At 67.4% G+C, this 15,624-nt stretch carries 13 protein-coding genes and 2 tRNA genes; 11 read left to right on the forward strand and 4 right to left on the reverse strand.

Annotated elements, in window-relative coordinates:
* The first annotated feature begins 48 nt into the window (after positions 1-48).
* Positions 49-810, forward strand: a complete 762-nt coding sequence (locus tag ACZ6YV_RS05595; RefSeq protein WP_465508455.1) for a sulfite exporter TauE/SafE family protein — start codon at positions 49-51, stop codon at positions 808-810.
* A gap of 49 nt (positions 811-859) precedes the next feature.
* Here ACZ6YV_RS05595 and hisC read toward each other — a convergent pair whose 3' ends face one another.
* Positions 860-1,915, reverse strand: coding sequence for a histidinol-phosphate transaminase (gene hisC / locus ACZ6YV_RS05600; protein ID WP_465508456.1), 1,056 nt, complete (start codon positions 1,913-1,915; stop codon positions 860-862).
* A gap of 97 nt (positions 1,916-2,012) precedes the next feature.
* Between hisC and ACZ6YV_RS05605 the strand changes: the two genes are divergently transcribed.
* The 10 genes from ACZ6YV_RS05605 (at position 2,013) to ACZ6YV_RS05650 (ending at position 11,413) form a co-directional block, all read left to right on the forward strand.
* On the forward strand, positions 2,013-2,645 hold the full coding sequence (locus ACZ6YV_RS05605) for a dienelactone hydrolase family protein (protein ID WP_465508457.1): 633 nt from the start codon (positions 2,013-2,015) through the stop codon (positions 2,643-2,645).
* A 47-nt stretch (positions 2,646-2,692) separates the two neighbouring features.
* A complete protein-coding gene (locus tag ACZ6YV_RS05610; RefSeq protein ID WP_465508458.1) occupies positions 2,693-3,172 on the forward strand; it encodes a hypothetical protein in 480 nt (159 codons plus the stop codon).
* Positions 3,172-4,302 (forward strand): PPE domain-containing protein, encoded by a 1,131-nt coding sequence (locus ACZ6YV_RS05615; protein WP_465508459.1) that lies wholly within the window; start codon positions 3,172-3,174, stop codon positions 4,300-4,302. The genes ACZ6YV_RS05610 and ACZ6YV_RS05615 overlap by 1 nt, the downstream gene beginning before the upstream one ends.
* Complete coding sequence (locus tag ACZ6YV_RS05620; RefSeq protein ID WP_378238222.1) at positions 4,302-5,063, forward strand: ESX secretion-associated protein EspG; 762 nt, start codon at positions 4,302-4,304, stop codon at positions 5,061-5,063. The genes ACZ6YV_RS05615 and ACZ6YV_RS05620 overlap by 1 nt, the downstream gene beginning before the upstream one ends.
* A 19-nt stretch (positions 5,064-5,082) precedes the next feature.
* On the forward strand, positions 5,083-7,059 hold the full coding sequence (locus tag ACZ6YV_RS05625) for an acetoacetate--CoA ligase (RefSeq protein WP_465508460.1): 1,977 nt from the start codon (positions 5,083-5,085) through the stop codon (positions 7,057-7,059).
* Between the two features lie 33 nt (positions 7,060-7,092).
* Positions 7,093-8,748 carry a phosphatidylglycerol lysyltransferase domain-containing protein gene (locus ACZ6YV_RS05630; RefSeq protein ID WP_465508550.1) on the forward strand — a complete coding sequence of 552 codons (1,656 nt, stop codon included), beginning with the start codon at positions 7,093-7,095 and terminating at the stop codon, positions 8,746-8,748.
* A 65-nt stretch (positions 8,749-8,813) separates the two neighbouring features.
* Positions 8,814-8,903: transfer RNA gene (locus ACZ6YV_RS05635), tRNA-Ser, on the forward strand.
* Positions 8,904-8,945: 42 nt separating this feature from the next.
* Positions 8,946-9,019, forward strand: a tRNA-Arg gene (locus tag ACZ6YV_RS05640).
* A 149-nt stretch (positions 9,020-9,168) separates the two neighbouring features.
* A complete protein-coding gene (locus tag ACZ6YV_RS05645) occupies positions 9,169-10,170 on the forward strand; it encodes a DNA cytosine methyltransferase (RefSeq protein WP_465508461.1) in 1,002 nt (333 codons plus the stop codon).
* A gap of 40 nt (positions 10,171-10,210) precedes the next feature.
* Positions 10,211-11,413, forward strand: coding sequence for a DNA cytosine methyltransferase (locus ACZ6YV_RS05650; RefSeq protein ID WP_465508462.1), 1,203 nt, complete (start codon positions 10,211-10,213; stop codon positions 11,411-11,413).
* Here ACZ6YV_RS05650 and ACZ6YV_RS05655 read toward each other — a convergent pair.
* Genes ACZ6YV_RS05655 through ACZ6YV_RS05665 form a run of 3 tightly spaced genes read right to left on the reverse strand, consistent with a single transcriptional unit; the run spans position 11,373 to position 15,317 of the window.
* Positions 11,373-12,257, reverse strand: a complete 885-nt coding sequence (locus ACZ6YV_RS05655; protein WP_465508463.1) for a DUF6339 family protein — start codon at positions 12,255-12,257, stop codon at positions 11,373-11,375. The two genes, ACZ6YV_RS05650 and ACZ6YV_RS05655, sit on opposite strands and share 41 nt — an antisense overlap.
* Complete coding sequence (locus ACZ6YV_RS05660) at positions 12,247-13,227, reverse strand: hypothetical protein (RefSeq protein WP_465508464.1); 981 nt, start codon at positions 13,225-13,227, stop codon at positions 12,247-12,249. Before ACZ6YV_RS05660 ends, ACZ6YV_RS05655 begins: the two co-directional genes overlap by 11 nt.
* On the reverse strand, positions 13,224-15,317 hold the full coding sequence (locus tag ACZ6YV_RS05665) for a helix-turn-helix domain-containing protein (RefSeq protein ID WP_465508465.1): 2,094 nt from the start codon (positions 15,315-15,317) through the stop codon (positions 13,224-13,226). Before ACZ6YV_RS05665 ends, ACZ6YV_RS05660 begins: the two co-directional genes overlap by 4 nt.
* Between the last annotated feature and the right edge of the window lie 307 nt (positions 15,318-15,624).

A 15,624-nucleotide genomic window follows, 5' to 3' on the forward strand; every position in this document is an offset into this window, starting at 1 on the left:
GAGCGCGAAAGGAGGTAACGGTGCTTAGGGTGCGCAAGTGAGCGCTTTATGACGTGGTGGCACGCGGTAGTGATCTTCGTCGCGGGGCTCTGGGCGGGCACCATCAACACGGTCGTCGGCTCGGGCACGCTGGTGACCTTCCCGGTCCTGGTCGCGCTCGGCTACTCGCCGCTGACGGCGACGACGTCCAACGCGATCGGCCTCGCGCCCGGCACGGTCAGCGGGGCCATCGGCTACCGCGAAGAGCTCAAGGGCTACTGGCCCCAGGTCGTCAAACTCGCGGTGGCGTCGTTCTTCGGCGCGATCTGCGGGACGATCCTGCTGCTCTCGCTGCCGAAGGACGCCTTCGAGACCATCGTGCCCGCGCTGGTCGGGCTCGCGGTGGTGCTCGTGATCGTCCAGCCGCGCGTGGCCGCCTGGGTCGCGAAACGCCGCGAGGAGAACGGAAAGGTCCACAAGATCGGGCCGCTCCTGATCTTCTTGATCTTCCTCATCGGCATCTACGGCGGATACTTCACGGCCGCGCAGGGCGTGATGATGGTGGCCGTCATGGGGATGCTGATGTCGGAGTCGTTGCAGCGGCTCAACGGCGTCAAGAACGCGCTTTCGGCCGTCGTGAACATCGTCGCCGGCGCGATCTACGCCTTCATCGCGCCGGTCAGCTGGCCCGTGGTCGGGCTGCTCGCGGTCGGATCGGTGATCGGCGGCCAGCTCGGCGCGAAGATCGGCCGCAAGCTCTCGCCGAAGGTGCTGCGCGGCGTGATCGTCGTGATCGGCGTCGCCGCGATGGTGCAGCTGCTCCTCAAATAGGAAAGCCCGCACCCCGCGAACGGAGTACGGGCTTTCCCGAAGAGCTTTGTCAGCGCGGGAAATCCCCGGCCGCTTCGAGGAAGAGGTCGTTCTCCTCGGGCGTCCCGATGGTCACTCGCGCGCCTTCGCCCGCGAACGGGCGCACGATCAGCTTCCGCTCCAGCGCGTGCTCCGCGAACTCTGTCGTCCGCTCGCCCAGCGGCAGCCAGACGAAGTTCGCCTGCGTCTCCGGAACCTCGTAACCCTTGGCCACCAGCGCATCCCGCACGCGGGTCCGCTCCGAGATGATCTCCTTGCAGCGTTCCAGCAGTTCGTCGGCCGCGTCGAGGGAGGCGATGGCCGCCGCCTGGGCGATCATGTTCACCGAGAACGCGACGTAAACCTGCTTCAGCGCGACGGTGATCGCTTCCGGCGCCACCGCGTAACCCACGCGGAGACCGGCGAGGCCGTACGCCTTCGAGAAAGTCCGCAGGACAGCGACGTTGTCCCTGCCGCGCGCCAGTTCGACGCCGTCCGGCACCTCGGCATCGGTCACGAACTCCTTGTACGCCTCGTCGAGCACGACGAGCACACCCGCGGGCACGGCGTCGAGGAAGCGCTCCAGTTCCGCGCGCCGCAGGACCGTTCCGGTCGGGTTGTTGGGGTTGCACACGAAGACCAGCCGCGTCTTCGGCGTGATGGCGGCGAGCATCGCGTCGAGATCCAGCCCGTGCCCGGTCGTGAGCGGTACTTTCACGCTCACGGCGTTCGCCACCTGCGTGACGATCGGGTACGCCTCGAACGAACGCCAGGGGAAGATGACCTCGTCACCCGGGCCGCACAGGGCCTGGATCATTTGCTGGCAAAGGGAAACCGAACCGCAGCCGACGGCGATCCGCTCGACCGGCTCGGCCAGTTCACGGGCCAGCCGCTCGACGAGCGCGGACGCCGTGATGTCCGGGTATCGGTTGATGCCCTGTGCGGTCTCGGCTATGGCCTGCGCCACACTCGGCAGCGGTCCACCGGGGACCTCGTTGCTCGCCAGCTTGATCGCGCCCTGGATTGTCCGGCCAGGGACGTACTTCGGCAACGATTCGAGATCCGCACGCGGCGAAACAGGGGACATCTTCGGCGCTCCTACGTCTGGGGGACGGCTCCGACACCGTATCCTCCCGCGCCACGGCAAGCTCCGAATATTTACCTAAGAGTGGTCTGATGGAGGAATGACCCTGACGACCACCGTGGAACACCAGCGCGCCGACGGCCATACGCTGCGTCTGACCTTCGCCGAACCGGATGGCGTCGTCCGTGGCGGGCTCGTCGTGTTGCACGAGGAGACCGAAGAGGTCGAAGAGGGTTTGGAGCTGCTTCTGGCCGGTCTCGCAGGTGAAGGCTGGCTCACTGTCACCCCGCACCTCGATCGGGACAACCTCACGCAGCAGGATCTCCTCGAAGCCACCGACGCGACGCTTTCCTGGCTCGCCGAGCGCGGTGTCCAGGCGGATCTCGTCGGTGTCGTCGGTTTCGACCTCGGCGGGACGGCCGCGCTGGTCGTGGCGTCGAACCGCAGGCTGGGCGCGGCGGTCAGCGTCGGCGGGCAGGGCGTCACCGGGCTGCCGGTCCTCGTCGAGATCGCGGGACGGCTCACCAGCCCGTGGCTCGGCATGTACGGCGACGCGGGCGACGAAGCCGGAGGCGCCGAGGTCGAACAGCTGCGTGACGCGGCGGCCACGGCGAACGTCGCGACTAACGTCGTGCACTACCCGGGCGCCAACCACCGCTTCGACGCCGACCCGGACGCCGCGGCCGAGGCCTGGCAGCGCACGTTGAATTGGTTCGACGCCCACCTGCGCTGACTCCATCCGCGCTAACATCTCCCTTGAATGTGACAGGGGAGGGTCGAATGGCACAGTCACCCAAGGTACCCGCGACGCCACAAGCCGCGTTCGGAGCTTCGGCTCCGGCGCTGGCTCCGGTGGCGGGCAAGATCCGGGACGCCAAGACCGATGCCAAGAAGGGGACCGTCAAGGTCACCGAGGACGCCGCCAAGAAGCTCGTCGACGCGCTGCTGAAAGCGCGTCACGAGCTGAACGCGCTGATCAAGGACTCGGCGGAGTTCAAGGCGCCCTTGAAACTGGGCGACAACTTCGTCGGGCACACGATGAGCGAACGCTTCCAGGGCGCCGCGACCGAGGGGACCGAAGCCGCCGTGCCCGTCCTCGAGGACTTCGCCGTGGTGCTCAAGGACTTCCAGCTCACCGTGATGGCGGCGCGGAAGATGTACGTCGCCGCGGACGAGGCGGGCCAGGAACAGCTCGAGCAGGTCGCCCGCCGGTTCGACATGCAGGACATCGTCGAACACGAGCGGAAGGACGAGCACTGATGCGCATCCTGCCCGCGCCGTGGCCGCCGCCGGAGCCCGAGCCGCGCCCTGGCCCCGAGAGCCTCGTCGCCGACATCGACTGGATGAGTTACTCGCATCGCGAGCTTTACGAGATGGTCCACAACGACCTGGACCTCGCGAGCGCGGAAGCCGTCGCCGCGCACTGGGCGAAGATCAGCGCGTTCCTCGACAGGGTCGGCACCGAGCTCAGGGCGGCCATCGTCGCCACCGCCGACGGCTGGACGGGCGAGGGCGCGGACAGGGCCCGTGACGCCGCGATCAAGCTCGTCGAGTGGGCGGGCGAGACAGGCTGGCGCGCGGAGAACGTCGCGAACTGCGTGCGCCGCCAGACGGACATCGCCGAAACCGCGCGGCGCACGATGCCCGAGCCGCCGGGATCCGCGCCGCGGCCCAAGGCACCGGAGCGCCCGGGACGCCGTCCGATCCCGGTCTCCGATTCGACACAGGCCATGTCGGCCGCGTCGCCGTCGAAGTCCGGCTTCGCCGAGGCCGGGCGGATCGTCGCCGAACCCACCGACGAAAGCTCGCAGGACCTGCACCGTCAGGCCGCCGACGTGATGACGCGGATGCAGCGGAACTCCGGCGAGGTCTACGAGAACGTCCCTCGCTTCACCTCGTACGGCCAGCGGCCGCAGCTGCTCAAGACACCCGAAGAACCGACTCCGGAACCGAAGCCGAAGCCGGAACCGGTGCCAGTGCCGCCGCCGGACGACTCGACGCGCAGCAGCGGTACCGACGACGTCGCCCCGATCCAGGTGCGGGAGCCGATCGAGGCACCGCGCGCGCCCGGCGCGAGCAGCGGCACCTTCGCCCCGCCGCCCGGTACTTCCGGCGGGACCCAGGAGCAGCTCGGACAGGGCAGCCGATCCGGTGTCGGCGGCTTCGGGCCGTCGGGGCAGCCCGGCCAAGTCGCCGGGACCCGGGCCGCGGCCGCGGGCATGGGCGGCTTCGGCGGGATGCCGATGGGGATGGGGTCTCCGCAGGGGCGACAAGGCGAAGAAGACCGGCACAAGGCGCCGGACTACCTCGTCGAGGACGCCGATGTCTGGGGCCTCAGCGGGCAAGTGACCCCGCCGGTCATCGGCGAAGACCCGAGGGGCGGCCGCTGATGGACTGGATCCGGTTGCACGTCGGCGAGCTGTTCCTGCTCTGGTCGGCGCACGGACGCGACGAACTGCCCGCGGTGCTGGAGGTTCCGCACGTCGGGCGGACACCGGAGTTCCGCGCGGAACTGGTGGCCACGGCGAGCGGGACGCTGTCGGACCGAGGCCTCGGGACGGTCGAGGCGCCCGCGCCCGAACTGCTCCGGCTGCTGCACACCCTCGCGAACAGCGAACTGACGCTGGACCTGCGGCTCGACGGCGATCCGTCGTACCGGGCCGTCGGCTGCGTGTCCGATCGCGGCGCGGTCGCGATCGGTGTCTCGGGCACCGACGTCGAGCTGTCGGCGCTGCGGGAACCGCTCGTCGCCGCGACCCTGCTGCAGGCGTTGCCGCCGTGCGAGCAGGGGCGGGGCCTCTCGGTCAACCTGCGCGTGGACGACTACACGGCCGCGTGCGAGGCGGGGGAGCGCGACGGGCAGCCGGCGTTTTCCGACGTCCTGCGCGACGCCGGGCTGCGCGAACCCGAGGTCATCGTGATGGTGCGGATCGCGACGCAGCGGATCGGCAGCGGACGGCTCGGCGCGACCAGGAAGTCGTGGGAGGGCCGCTGGGTGCGCGGAGAGGGCACGTTGACCTGGGTGGACACCCCCGACGGGCGCTACGGCCTCCGCCGCGAACGCGGATGGCTGACGATCACCCCGCTCGACGCCGGGCGGCTCAAGACGATGGCGTACGAGCTGTTCACGGGGGCTCGCCAGTTCGGATGACTGGAGTTAGGTTCGCGGAGTGACGCACACCGCCGACGCCCCGGAAGTCCTCTGGCGCCCCGAGCCGAGCCGCCTGTCCGACACCAAGATCGACGCGTTCCGCCAGTGGCTGCGCACCGAACGCGGCGTGGAAGCCGACGACTACAACGCGTTGTGGGAGTTCTCCGTGCGGCGGGGGCCGGAGTTCTGGACGGCCGTCGGCGACTTCCTCGGCCTGCGCTGGCACGACCGGCCCGGTGAGGTGCTCACCGGCGAGATGCCGAACGCCCGGTGGTTCGAGGGCGGCACGCTGAACTACGCCGAGCACTCGCTCATGCCCGGCGTCGCGGGTGCCGCGAAGGCCGACGACGAGATCGCCGTGCTCTTCCACCGCGAAGACGGCCTCTCGTCGCAACTGACCTTCGGCGCCTTGCGTTCCGCTGTCGCCTCCGCGCGGGAGGGCTTGCGGAAACTGGGAGTGTCCAAAGGGGACAGAGTCGTCGCGCTGGCACCCAACTGCCCGCAGACGCTGATCGCCTTCCTCGCCACCGCGAGCCTCGGCGCGATCTGGTCGTCGTGCTCGCCGGACTTCGGCGTCCACGCGATCACCGACCGCTTCGTGCAGATCGAGCCGAAGGTGCTGATCGCGGTCAACGGATACGTCTACAATGGACGGTGGTTCGACAGCCGGCCGACGGTAGAGTCCTTGCGGGAGAGGATCTCCACGCTCGAAGCGACCGTGCTCATCGACTACGCCGGCGGCCGCCTCGACGGCACGCTCGACTGGGACACGCTGCTCGCCGACAACGACGGCGCGGAACTGGCCTTCGAGCCCGTCGAATTCGGGCACCCGCTGTGGGTCCTGTACTCCTCGGGGACCACCGGCCTGCCGAAGGGCATCGTCCACGGGCACGGCGGCATCACCCTCGAACACCTCAAATCCCTCGCGCTGCAAAACGATCTCGGCCCCGGCGACCGGTTCTTCTGGTTCACCACCACCGGTTGGATGATGTGGAACTTCCTCGTCTCCGGCCTGCTGACCGGGACGACGATCGTGCTCTTCGACGGCAGCCCCGGCAGCCCGGACCTCACCGTGTTGTGGCACTTGGCCGAACAGCACCGCGTCACCTACTTCGGCACGTCGGCGCCGTACATCCAAAGCTGTCTGAAGGCCGGGATCAAACCGGCCGAGCGCTACGACCTCACCGCGTTGCGCGTCTTGGGATCCACCGGGGCGCCGCTGAGCGTCGAGGGATTCCGGTGGATCGTCGACGAGGTCGGCAAACGAGTCCAGATCTGTTCGGTGTCCGGCGGCACGGACCTGTGCGCCGGGTTGGTCGGGTCGGCTCCGGACGTCCCCGTCTGGCTGGGCGAGCTTTCGGTGCGCGCGCTCGGCGTCGCCGTCGCCGCTTTCGACGAAGACGGGAAGCCGGTGGTGGACACGGTCGGCGAGCTGGTGATCACCCAGCCGATGCCGTCGATGCCGGTGTTCTTCTGGAACGACCCTGACGGCTCGCGGCTGCGCGAGGCGTACTTCGAGATGTACCCCGGGATCTGGCGGCACGGCGACTGGATCCGGCTCACCGGACGCGGCTCCGCGGTCATCTACGGGCGCAGCGATTCGACGTTGAACAGGGGCGGCGTCCGGATGGGCACGGCCGAGTTCTACCGGGTCGTCGAGGCGTTCGACCAGGTCGCGGACTCGCTCGTGATCGACACGTCGGCGGTGGGGAACGAGGACGGGCAGCTGCTGTGCTTCCTCGCGCTGGCCGAAGGCGCGTCGCTCGACGAGATCGAGCCCGCCCTGCGCAAGGAGCTGCGAAGGGCGCTCTCTCCGCGGCACGTGCCCGACCGGTTCATCCAGGTGAGCGCGGTACCCCGGACGCTCAACGGGAAGAAATGCGAGGTTCCGGTCAAGAAGATCCTTTCGGGGGTTTCACCTGACCGCGCCGTCAGCCGGGATGCGTTGCTGAACCCCGAAGCCCTTGTACCGTTCGTGGAGCTGGCAAGGAGCTGAACGTAGGGGCGGGACTTGGCGGGCGCGTGGCGGGTGGCGGGTGCCACCTCGGTAGTGGTGATCACCTGGGTGACGCGGCTGGCCGGACTGCTGGCCCTGGTCTCGGTGCTGGTCCCGGCCGGGCGGCGCACCCTGCGTGGGCGCGTCGCCACCTGGCTGGAACTGCCGCACGAGGCCACGGTCGGCGCGGCGACGGTCGCGCTGGTGACCGGTGTGCTGCTGGTCCTGCTCGCCGCCGGCCTCAAACGGCGGAAGCGACGGGCGTGGCAGCTGGCTGTCGCCGCCGCGGCGCTGCTGACGGTGTCGCACCTCGGGCTGCGGCACGTCCTCGGCCCCGGCCTCGTGTCGCTCGCGCTGCTGATCGCCCTGATCGCGACGCGGCGGTCCTTCATCGCGCTCCCCGATCCGGTGACCGGCCGGTGGCGCGCGGTGCGGGTCTTCCTGCAGCTGACGGTGGCCGGGGTCGCGATCAACTTCGTGCTGCTGTCGGTCGCGCGGGCGGTGGACCCCCTGGACTTCGGCGACCGGCTGGCGCAATCGGTGCTGGCGCTGGTCGGCGTCAGCGGCCCCGCGGTGTTCCGCGCGCTGTGGCTGGAAGACCTTTCGGCGGCAGTCGGCGTGCTGTTCGGCATCGCCGCGGTACTGACGGCGGCGTACTTCCTGCTCCGCTCGGCCGAACCCGCGCCGGAGCTGACCGACGACGAGGTCGAACGGCTCAGGGCGCTGCTGGACGAGCGGGACTCCCTGGGGTACTTCGCCCTGCGGCGGGACAAGTTCGTGGTCTTCTCGAAGTCGGGGAAGGCCGCGGTGACCTACCGCGTGATCGCCGGGGTCGCGCTGTGCTCGGCGGACCCGCTCGGCGACCCGGAAGCGTGGCCCGGCGCGATCGAGGAGTACCTGGACGTCTGCCGGCGGTACGCCTGGACCCCGGCGACCATGGGCTGCTCGGAACTGGGCGCGACCGTCTGGGCCCGCTTCGGCCTGGAGGTGCTGGAGATCGGCGACGAGGCCGTCGTCGACACCGAGACCTTCACCCTCGAAGGCCGCGTCATGCGCGGAGTCCGCCAAGCCGTCTCGCGCACGAAGCGCGCCGGCTACACCGTCCGCGTCCGCAAGGCCGAGGACCTGTCAGCCGGGGAACTCGACGAACTCCGTGCCCTCGCCGCCACCTGGCGCGGCACCGACACCGAACGCGGCTTCTCGATGGCCCTCGGCCGCATGGGCGACCCCGGCTCGGTCCTGGTGACCGCCGAACACGACGGCCGCGTGCGCGGAGTGCTCCAGTTCGTCCCCTGGGGCGAGAAGGACCTGTCCATGGACGTCATGCGCCGCGACCGGACCGCCGACAACGGCATCAACGAGCTGATGATCTCCGAACTCCTCCTGGCCACCCCCGCACGGCACGTCTCCCTGAACTTCGCCGCCTTCCGCGCCGTATTGGAACAAGGCCAACGCATCGGCGCCGGCCCCGTCGCCCGCCTTTCCGCCCGGACACTGCGATTCTTCTCACGCTGGATCCAGATCGAGACCCTCTACCGCTTCAACGCGAAGTTCCGACCGCGGTGGGTCCCGCGCTATCTGGCCTACCCCGCGGCCCGCGACCTACCCCGAGTCGGCATCGCCGTCTTCGAAGCCGAAGGTCTCGGCGGACGCCCATCCGGCCTGCTCAGAGCCCTGCGACGGATCTAAGGGGGGTCCCTTTCGCGGGGGTTCCCGGGGTGTGTAACCTATTTGAGCAGTGGTCGTTGGGCCTGGGAGGCTTCGCCTAGTCTGGTCTATGGCGCCGCACTGCTAATGCGGTTGGGGGTAACCCCCCCTCCCGGGTTCAAATCCCGGAGCCTCCGCTGGTGCCTGTTCCGGCAGGTGCTAGGTTGATAACTGAACAAGCGCCCGTAGCTCAGCTGGATAGAGCATCTGACTACGGATCAGAAGGTCAGGGGTTCGAATCCCTTCGGGCGCACGTCTGGTTGAGACAGCACTAAGGCCCTCCCGTTCGCGGGAGGGCCTTTTTGTCTGTCCGTTGTGGACTCTCAAGGAAGCCCTCGGCTATTCGGCGTCGTTGAACGCTGTTCTGGGTTACGCTGGAATACTTCCAATCGAGGGGACGCGATGGGGATTACGGCGGAGGCAGAACGACTTTCCTCGTTCGATGTCTGTTCAGGTGCGGGCGGGCTTGCACTGGGTCTCGAGCGAGCAGGGTTCGACCCCGTTCTGCTGTTGGACAATCGCGATGTGGCCTGCCGGACTCTGCGGGCGAATCGTCCTCGATGGGACGTCCTCGAACTGGATCTTCTCGATTTCGTCGCAGAGGAACACCAGCAGGTCTACGACGTCGATCTGCTGTCCGCCGGCCTTCCGCGGGTGAAGGCCTCGGCGACGGTCAACCGGACTCGTGGCAGTGATATCGAGCTCGAACTGCTCAAAGCGACGATCATGTTGATGCACGGGGTGCAGCCGCGCGCTTTGTTGGTCGAGAACGTTCCGGACCTCGTCACCAAGGACACTTACAGTGCGGTGCGGGATTTCGTCGGTGTGGAACTCGATCACCTGGGCTATCGGTACAAGTGGTTCGTGGTCAACGCGGCCGACCACGGTGTGCCTCAAAATCGTGCGCAAGGGATCCTGGTCGCGCTCAAAGGCGATGCCATGGATGCCTTCGAGGAACCCGAGCCGAGCCTGGAGTCGCCGGTGACGGTAGGTGACGCACTGGAAGCGTCGATGCAAGCGCGCGGGTGGGCCCAGGCGAGTGAGTGGGCCGAGCAGGCGGACAAGCTGGCGCCGACCTTGGTCGGCGGGTCCTGGGAACGAGGAGGCCCGGACCTCGGCCCCACGGGGTCGAAGCGGGCGTGGGCCAAAATGGGTGTGGACGGTGCCACGGTCGCCGACGAGGTGCCCGGGCCCGACTTCGTCTGGGACCCGGAGCTCGGCCGGGCAGGCATGGTCAAGCTGACTGTCGAACAAGCCGCTCGCCTGCAGGATTTTCCTCCGGAATGGCGGTTCGAAGGCAAGAAGACCGTTCGTTACCGTCAGGTCGGCCATGCCTCACCACCGCCCGTCGCACACGCGTTGGGACTCGCCATTCGTGCCGCGCTGACACGCGGTGGAGCCTGATGATTTCAAGGTCGTCGTACACGAGTTAAGCTTCCACCCCATGACCCCTGTGCAGCCGCAGCTGTTCACGACTGCGCAGATCCAGATGGTGGACCTGTTCGCGGGGCCTGGCGGGCTGGACGTCGCCGCACACTGGTTGGGTGTGCACGTCGACGGCATCGAGTGGGACGACAACGCCTGCGAGACCAGAAAAGCCGCAGGTCTCGGCACCAAGCATGCCGACGTCCGGGCCTACGGGCCCAAGGATTTCCCCGATGCCACCGTGCTCTCGGGCGGACCGCCGTGCCAGACGTACACCGTCGCGGGAGGCGGTGCCGGTCGCCGTGCACTGGACACGGTCCTCGGCTTCGTCGAGCGGATGGCCGCAGGCGAAGACATCAGCGCCGAACTCGAGAAGCTGCACGAAGACGACGAACGCGCAGGCGACGACAATCGTAACGGCAAGGAACGTTCCGGCCTGGTACTCGAGCCGTTGCGCTGGGCATTGGAAGCTCTCGACTACGAAATGCCTTACGAAGCCATCGTGCTGGAACAGGTTCCGACGGTCCTGCCGGTCTGGCAGGCATACGCCGATGTTCTGAAGGAACGTGGCTACAAAGTCGCCTGCGGTGTCTTGCACACTGAAGAGTTCGGAGTTCCGCAGACTCGCCGTCGCGCGATCCTCATCGCACGACTTCACGGCGAGGCTTCGCTGCCCACGCCAACGCACCGTCGGTACTACAAGGGCAAGGATCGGTCCGAGGGAGTAGCCGCTCTCAAGCCGTGGGTGACGATGTCCGACGCCTTGCGCGACAGGGACGAGCCGTTCGAAGTGGTGTCCAACTACGGAACCGGCGGCGATCCCAAGTTGAGGGGAAGGCGCAGGTCCGACGAGCCGTCTGCCACGGTCACCGGCAAGATCTCACGGAATCGGCTGTATTCGTCCGGCTGGCCCAAGCACGAGCTCGACCGGCTGACGAAAGAGGAAGCCGGGCAGTTGCAGACCTTCCCCGGCGATTACCCCTGGTCGGGCAAGGAGATCGCGCAGCAGGTCGGCAATGCCATTCCGCCACGACTGGCTGCCCACGTGCTTGCCGCGGCCCTGGGACGCAAGTTCAAAGCCGAAGACCTCGACAAGGCTGTCGCCGCGGATTGGGACCCGGGAATCTACGATCGGCCTTTGCTGCCCTCGACCCCTATCGCAACTCCATCCGAAAAGGACACTACTCCGGAGACTCGGCAACCTTCTTCCGTTGTCGCATAGGCGCTTCTTCGAGTAGCTGCCTGAACAGCGGCGTCAGAGCCTTGACAGCGTCTTCGTCGACCTCGCCGTCGTCCGGTCCGTCGGGAAGACGGTCCCAGTGCACCGGTGCCATGTCTTCGGCCTCGGCGATCCAGTCGTGCACCGCGTCTTGATCCACTGGCTCGTCAGGCGCCAGAACGTCGTACAGCAGCGTGCTACCCGCCGCGTTGACAGCGGACGACAACGCGTTGGCCCGGTCTCCCAGACGTGAAACGTTCGAGCGCTTCAACTCCTCGAGTACCCGAATGATCGCGATCGAGGTCGGGCGGTGATCGATCACGTCCAGACGCATCGTCGTGTTCAGGACGTCTTGAACACTGCAGGCGACTTCCACCGGGCTGTAGTCGTCCGCGTTACGGAACAGTTCGGCCGCCCACCAGAGACGGGCGAAGGCCTGGGTGTAATGCGGGCCGCTGAACCGTGAGGCCGGTGTGATCTCGGTGCCTTTGTGGCGCCATACCACGTAATCCGGGGCCGCGATCATGGAGAGGAAGTTCCACAGGTGACTGTCGGCAGCTTCGGCCCTGGTCATCCGCAGGGTGGCGTGCAGTCTCGGTGCCAGCCAGCCATCGGCATCCGAAGGTCTTCCCTCGAAGCGTTCCATCGCGACGTCGAGCAACTCCCGGATCGGTGTGATCCTCCAACGGGCTCCCGTCGACGGAAGAGGGCTCGACGCCTTGCGAAGTGCGACCAGTGGCGGTTTTTCGTGCCCTGACTGCATGCCGCGGGTGAGGAACTTGGCGACTGCCGTATCCGCGAGAAGCCCCAGCTCGGGGGGCAGGTCGGTGATGGCTTCACGATTCATCGGTCGTGGCCCCTGTCTGACGTCGAACGGAGCGCACGGCGTTGGTCAGCTTTCTGGTGATCTGGCTTCGTCTTCCTGCCGCGTACTGGACGCTCGTCTGGAGTTCGGACCAACCGAACCCCTTGATGCGACGCTCGTTGATGTCGAAGAGCGCGTCCGTGAGCTGTCGTCCGGGCAGGACGTCCGGCAGCATCATCCGCACCACGGCTTCCCGCCAGCCGGCGGGCATCTGGGGCGTTCCGTCCTCGTCGAGGTCCAGATCGCTGATGGCCGTGTGGAACATGGCGGTCCACGCGTCCTGTGCGATCTGGCTCGCCGTCAACTCGCGCAGCAGCTTTTCGTCTCCGCCGGTGCCGTGCAACGTATCGATCAGTCCCTCGACCGCACCGGTGTTCAAATAGACCGTCGGGATGTCACCTGTCGTCTCGACTATCCATGGTGACTCCTTGAACGCCTGCAACCATTCGTGCGGTCCCTCGTGGAAGTCGACCTCCACGATCTCGATGTCGCGCTGCCGTACCGGGGTGGTGACCTTCAAGTCCACGAACCAGGCTTTTTCGGTGGCACCGATGAGGCGGCCTGCCATCCCGTCGAGCGTGGCGGCCACGGTGAGATCGAGCGTGGCACGGTTCAGGTGACGGGCGCGAGCCAGCTCGATGCTGCCGCGCCAGCTGCCGTCACGGCCGCGGACCAGCCGCGTCGTCGACCGTGCATTCGTTGCCTTCTCGGTGAGTACGGCCAAACACACCGGGTCGACCCACGGACCTTCGGAGAGCTCGTCTTCGGGCAGCTTGGCGACAAGGTGCAGTGTCGCGTTCTCCCATTTCTCCCGACCGGTCTGGTGCAACGCGACTGTTTGTTCCACTTTGGAAAGGTGCGAGTACGGCAGCTCCGTGCCGTCCACACTCACCGAGGTCACGTCGAGGCTCACGTCGCCGAGGAGCGTGAGGTAGGGAAACGCGGCCCTCATGCGGCACCGCCACGCGTCTTCTGGACGTCCACGACGAGTCGTGACAGGCGTCCCTGGACGGGGTGGCTCGTCGGATCCGTGACTCCGATGAACGAGGCCGATCGCGCCCCCGCCGGGATGACCAGGTTGCCGCTCTCCACATGGCAGTGTTCCGCTGCGGTCAGGAGGCTCCACTCCACGGCCGGTCGGCCGCCCGATCTGACGTCGAACTTGGCGACCGGTGTGAGCAACCACGGATCTTCCGCTTTGGGCAGCTTGAGGTCGACGCTCACATGCCAGGCGCCGGAGTCGTCCAGTTGCGCGTTGATGCTCCGGACCGTTGGCACGCCCTGCGCGCGCCTGCCGCCGGCGGCGGCGCCGTCGAGCTTCAGCAACTCCTTCAGGACACTCGGGCCACCCCGATGACCGATCTCTCGGCGCCCGACGAGCTCGCGAACCGCCTTGTCGATCTCTTCCAGGAATTCCTTGATGCGGCTCAACGCTCCGCGCTGGTACAGAGAGGTCAGTTCTTCCGTGCGATCCCACTTGTGGTGCTCGGGAGGCTCGGATGCCCGGAGGAACTGCTCGGCGAGATCGACGTCCTCGCCCTCGTTCTCGGTCGCATGGCCGGCGAGGAGGACGGCCTGGAAGGCGTCCGTGCCCAGGGGGAGATCCCTGGGGCGTCTGTCGATGATCGTCATGCGGTTGCCGCGCATGCAGACCACTCGGTTGGTGCGTTCCTCTCCCTCGGCACGAGTCAGCAGAAGGACGGCGGAGTGCCTCACGCCTTTGCCTTGGACTCGACTTTCGCCTTTCAGCGGCGTGACGAAAAGCGGCACTTCGACACTGGCGACCTGATCGCCCGCGGTCCGCTCTGTCACCGTCTCGTCGTCCAGGTACGCCTTGAGGGCTCTGCTCAGCGCGGGGTGGTGGGTATGCGGATTGACCTGTTGTTCGGGCACGAGCACCCGGCCGTTGCGCAAGGTCGTGACGCGGGCTTCGAGCAGTGCGCCGGCCCGGTCGCCGCCGATCATCGCCGCCCAGAAGCCATCGGCCAGCGATCGCACCAGCTTCTCGTGCATCTCCTCCAGCGACTCCGCGTCCCCGGACGCGTCGTGTGCGCCGACGATGAGGAACGAAGTGCCTGTTTCCGCGTTGGAGCGTTCAAGCTGCAGTCCCCGAACGGACTCCTCGTCCGCCCACCATGACCGGGAGACACCCTTGTGGCTCTGCGTGGTGTCCGGCTCCCCGAACCAGGCGGGCCCCGCGTAAGCCGTCTTGTCCACGGTTCGCCAAGGCAAGTCGAGCCTGCCGATCACACGACGTTCGGTCCGGCCCTCATGGGGAATCGACAGCGTCGAGTTCATCAAGACCAGACCGAAGCGGCTGGTGGCCCACAGAGTGACTTTTCCGAGTCCATAGGAACCGCCGGCTCGTTTGCCGGGCTGCTTGTGGCTGTCGAGCTGCCTCCGGACGACAGCCGCGAAGCGACCGTCGCTGTACTCGGGGCCGGTGAGACCGGCGGCGTTGTAGTCGTCCACCTTCAACAACAGCAGCGACCTGGTCCGGTCCAGGTCGTCCAGCGCCGCTCGCAGACTGCGGGAAACCTTCTGCTCCGCGGAAGCGGCTTTGTCGTAGTGCGGGCGTAACTTGTCCCACTGCAACGCTTCGAGGAACGAGTCGAGGTGTGCGCCGCTCAACTCGTGCAACGTGTAGTGGACCCGGACCGGCTTGGAAGGATCATGGCGTTCGTCGAGCGAGTTCTGGGTCGCCTCGCGGGCGAGGACGGCCAAGTCGGCGTTGAAGGCGAAGGCGGCGGCGTTGCCGTATTCACGTCCGCCGTCCGCATGCGCCGGCCTGTGGTGCCATTCCAGGGGGAGCTTGGCGACCACGTCCGCGGTGCGGTTGTGCAGAGAGGCCACGTCGATGCCGAGGAACTCGGCGATCCGTCGCTTGACTTCCTCGCGCGGTTCGGCGCGTCCGGTGATCCACGCGGATACGGCCGCACGAGTCAGGTCCAGATGCTGCGCGAGCTCGGCCTGGGATTTCGATGCCCGGCGCAGCTGCCGTCCGAGCCACGGGCCGAAGTCCTCGGCCTGGTGAGCGCTCATTCGTCCGATCGCCTTCCCTGGTGCCTGCGAGCGACCTCTCGACAGGAGGTCTCACGCAGTCTAACAGGCGAATTTGACACTTGCGCGCTGTCAATTTATGGTTGACATCACCTCGGTCGGCTGATGTAGTCCGACTGTACCGCTTCTCGTCTTCTCATCGCTCCGGCACTCCCTTCGGAGTGCCGACTTCACTTCGGGAGGGATCCGGGCCGCAGCAGAGTCATCCACATGCGAGTCAAGCGCGGCCTGCGGTCGGGGCCGTTGTTCGTCGTACCCGATTTGCGCGTCTTCCGCGCTAGTCGGGTGA

Source organism: Amycolatopsis sp. NPDC102522, assembly GCF_055584485.1.